This window comes from Sulfolobus sp. B1, assembly GCF_007050195.1.
Classification (GTDB): Archaea; Thermoproteota; Thermoprotei_A; order Sulfolobales; family Sulfolobaceae; genus Saccharolobus.
On record NZ_QIMI01000131.1, the window covers coordinates 1 to 4,305 of the forward strand.

Genomic DNA, 4,305 nt, shown 5'->3' on the forward strand with positions numbered 1-4,305 from the left:
TTATTTCTCCTACTTTAGAATTAAATTGAATTACATCATATTTCTCAAATCCTTTTCTCTTTAGAATAACGTTATAATTTCCCTCAACTTTTATTTCAGACCTCTCATATGAAACTTTTCCCACCGGGAGGCCATTGAAATATATATTTCCATTAGAATATTGAAATATCATCTTTAGAATCCCCTCATTCGTCTCTTTTTTGCTAATTTAAGAGCATATTTTCTGGATAAGATATATCTTCTCCCCACCATGTAAAAGTAGATATTATACGACTTCATTAATCCTAAGTGGTATAATCGTGACTTGTATCCCATAACGATTTATTATTAGTATTTCATTATTTTTATATTTTCTCGCAATACCATGAAAAAGATCTTTTTATTTTATACGGTAGAATTACCTTTATCCGTATTAAGCGCGGTAATCCTTTTTTAAGTTTATAATTAAGCTGTTTTGTGATGAAGATAAACAGTGGCAGTAAAGATGACTTACTTAAATTTATAGTCGATAAGTATAACACAACTAACAAACCCATTTCTTTATCAGAAATTAAGAGGAAATTTAAGGATGATACGCTTAATCAACTATTAGAAGGGTTAGAAAGAGAAGGTAAAATAGAAAAGGTTGAAAGCAGAGGTAAGATAAGTTACAAACCTATGATAGAAAAAGACGATATTAAAGAACAACTCAAAATTATAAGGGACGAGATACGTAGGATGAATGACTTACTTCATAAATTACTCGAAAATAGTAGGGAAATAAGTACAAGGGATTTCGACGAAGCCTATGAGAGAATTAAAGACTCTCTTGATTATGCCCCCTTAGAGAGAATAAGGATAGAGTTAGGAATGTCTAAGGAAGAGTTCTACTCAAAATTTAGAAAACATGTCGAGGAAAATTATGATCTTATAGCTGGGGGAGAAGAGGGATTTGTTAGAAGAGGATCTCTTTATGGAATAATAAAGAGGAGGAGATAATAATGGTATGTGAAATACCTAGGGTAACCGTTACGACCTGGTCTTCTAAGGGAGTGATATTAGTAGGTCCTACTTATAGAAAGTATTTGGAAAAAGCACTATTGGTCATTAAGAATCACGAAGTAGCATCAGTGGTAGGTCAACCAGGTATGGGAAAGACTACTTTACTCAAGAAAATCGAAGAAGTGTCTAGTAAAGAGGACATGCCCATATACTTAGACTTAGCCAACAAGGAAAGTATTGATAAAGAATTTTGGACAAAATTGAACGTATTTTCCCTAAAGAATAGGGCGCTTTCTGTTCTCTCTCAGAACAAATCAAAATTTGGTTATAGCTTTTGGAAGAGAATTTTAGGAATAAGATTCGAGGAATGGTTAGAAAAGGTTTGTGGAAGGTATGACGACCCCTATCTCAGAATATACTGTATGAGTTACGATAGAAATCTGGACGGAATGATAAATGCTTTACGTGATATCAAAAGTTTTGTAAATCAAAGAAATATAATCTTGCTAATTGATGAAATCAGGGAAAATCATCTAGCTCTATTACATAGGCTCATAAACGCTGGTTTAGAAATACCGATTATTATGGCTATACCAACAGATATATATAGTAAAATAAGTGATTTGGCAATTAGAAGAAGGATAGAGGAAAGCAGAATTCCCTTAGATGATGCGTTAACTGAAGATGATATTAAAGAGATCATAGAAGCATATTGTAAAGAATTATCACAAGATCTGTTACCTATAGTATTAACCTTATGGAAAAGCAAAGAACTAACTACTGTAAGCTCTATCCTACAGTTTGTAAGAAATGAAGTAGATAAAGTGGAAAAAGTGTGTAGTACCGATAATCTGGAGTGCTTCAAGGAAGAGCTTAAGAGATCTACAAGCTTAAAGAATCCTGAAGAAGACTCTAAGTTATTTGAAAAGAAAGTAAGGGATCTACTTAACAACATAAGTAAAGTCTATGGTATTACTTACGTTCATCCAAGGGGAAAGAGAATAGAAGTTAGTGGAAAGAGTACTGTAATAGGCTTATTCTTTATAATAGATGAACAAGCCTATATAGGGGATGTGGTATTCACTAATGATGGTGAAATTCATAATAAAGACGAAATCAGTTTGCTTAAAGATGTCGAGGAGATAGAGCACGAGAAGAAAGTCTACAAGGTTAGGGCTAAATTCCTAATAACTAATTCCAATTTCGGCATTGATGGAGTAAAAGTATTGAACATACCTACTCTTGAAGTGGTGAAAATATTAAACGGCGACGTATTTCTATTAGAGGAAAGAATTAAGATTTTGTTCGAGGATTTTATCACGCCGAATATACAAGGTGAATCAAATAATAAAGTAATTACATAATTTTTATTCATATTATTAAGCCAAAAAAGTTATAGAGATGAAGTAATTATTTAGGATTTAAAGTCAGCAATTTTCTCTTGGAAAAAATATTTCGTCAGATGATCGCTTATTAATTCTTATTTTTCTGTAGCCAAGTATTTAGGGGTTTAGTCAATCTCTTACTTCTGAAGATTACTGACTTCCCCCCATTGGAGAGTTCCCCTAATTGATTCGTGTTTACCTCTCTCATGTGTCGAAAGGATCAGAGAATCATAAAGGTTTATTATACGTCCCTATCATTCTCATAACAATTAACACAACGAAAGTATCTATAAGTAACCTCTTTCATTTGCTACACTTATAACAATGAGTAGTAGATGAGAAACTAGGGTCAACATAAACAACCTTAAGACCATGCTTCTTTGCCTTTCACTCAATCCAATATTGTTCAACACTTATATACTTTAAAAGGAAAGAGATAAAGTGATAAATTCCTTGGATAACCTAGTATTGGCAACTCACCAATAACCCTAGTCCACACAACCATCCTCTCAAAGTCTAACTTATATGAGATATAAGGGGTTAACCTAACTGATACTTTACGTATTCTAGGATACCTAACCTCCTTAGGGTTCTTTAGCCAACCCTTGTATATTACTATAGCATCCCTATAATAGCCTTGAGCTAACTTAGGGTGTAGGTTAAACTTTTCCTTTAAAATTTCATAAGCTGCCTTATGAACTTCCTTGATTAAGTTCTTCTTTAGCTTATTTTCCCTCAACCAATTGAGAACATATTTTAACCCTCTCTCATATGTTTCAACAAGGCTGAGCAGGGAAGCGATGTGAGAATCATGAGGCTAGTTGTAGCTATTTATTCCTAACCACCGTTCATACTGGCTTCTCTACTTACAGATGAAGAGAAAAGAGTTTATATACTTTGTCATCCCCACTCTGTGAGGCTTTCCTCCATTTGTAATATAGTCTTACTATATAAGAACTTACACTGAACATAATTTTCTTTTATTTTATATGATAAGATTTTTATTAACTATGTTATATGAGAACAGTAATATTTAGAAACATTTATTAGTTATTTATTCCTTAATATTTTTAGCGTGGTGTAAAATCTTGTTCTCTAATGACCCATCGACACTAACTAGGAAGGAGAAGTTTGATAAAGAGGAGGTTTCTAGAGCAATAAGGAACGCAATTGCAGCAGAAATAGATGCAATAAATTTCTATCTTCAACAAAACAGATACATAGAAGACGAGAAGCTTAGAAAAGTACATGAGGATATAACTAAAGAAGAGATGACTCACTTTGGAGAATTCCTAAGACTATTATACCAAGTCTCTCCTGAAGATTTTGAGTATTTTAAGAAAGGTTGGGAAGAGGCGTCAAAGCTTATTGGAGAAGTTAGACCTTTAACCCTTTCATCCCCAGAGAACGTGAGTAAAAATGAGGGAATCAATACGAATAATGAAGGGTTTCAAAGTTGGATATTTGAAGGGATTAATTCTAGTAGGGTAGTTAGGGATATAGGAAATTTGATTAGATGGAATTCTACAACCATACCGTATTCAGAAATAACATTAAGTGAAGATAGTGTATCACAGGAAAAGAAATTATCAGTATATGATTTGACCTATATTTCCCTTGAAGTAAGGTATTATTTAGGTCAACTGACCGAAAAAAGAAGGGTATCAATATTAGCAGGTCATAGATTTGGGAGGATGGAAAACCTGGTTCTCCTTAAGGAACACCCGCTTTCCCCATTAAAGTTGGGCATTACAGTTAAAGCATCAGACTGGAGTCAAACTGGAAACATACTCAACGATGTATTAAAATCGTACGAAGTTTTAGCTAAAGATGGTTTTGGTAAAGGAATTTTTATTCTAATTTCCCCATCCAATTACGCTAAGGCATTTAGGACTATAGATCGTGCTGGGACTTTAGAAATAGAGATGATAAAAAGCTT

4 protein-coding genes are annotated in these 4,305 nt (G+C 33.3%); 3 read left to right on the plus strand and 1 reads right to left on the minus strand.

All coding sequences use genetic code 11. The annotated features are described in order from the left end of the window. Positions 1-459: 459 nt before the first annotated feature. Together DMP16_RS08145 and DMP16_RS08150 are read left to right on the plus strand one after the other, a co-directional pair. Positions 460-978, plus strand: a complete 519-nt coding sequence (locus DMP16_RS08145; protein WP_069282789.1) for a FeoC-like transcriptional regulator — start codon at positions 460-462, stop codon at positions 976-978. Positions 979-980: 2 nt separating this feature from the next. Then, positions 981-2,345 carry an AAA family ATPase gene (locus DMP16_RS08150; RefSeq protein ID WP_069282790.1) on the plus strand — a complete coding sequence of 455 codons (1,365 nt, stop codon included), beginning with the start codon at positions 981-983 and terminating at the stop codon, positions 2,343-2,345. 427 nt (positions 2,346-2,772) lie between these two features. Here the strand turns inward: DMP16_RS08150 and DMP16_RS08160 are convergent, their stop codons facing one another. Next, the gene (locus tag DMP16_RS08160) at positions 2,773-3,105 is read right to left on the minus strand and encodes a hypothetical protein (RefSeq protein ID WP_069282791.1); all 333 of its coding nucleotides are present in this window, start codon (positions 3,103-3,105) and stop codon (positions 2,773-2,775) included. A 349-nt stretch (positions 3,106-3,454) separates the two neighbouring features. Between DMP16_RS08160 and DMP16_RS08165 the strand changes: the two genes are divergently transcribed. Beyond that, the coding region (locus DMP16_RS08165) for an encapsulin (RefSeq protein WP_143577076.1) at positions 3,455-4,305 on the plus strand (851 nt) is incomplete at its 3' end.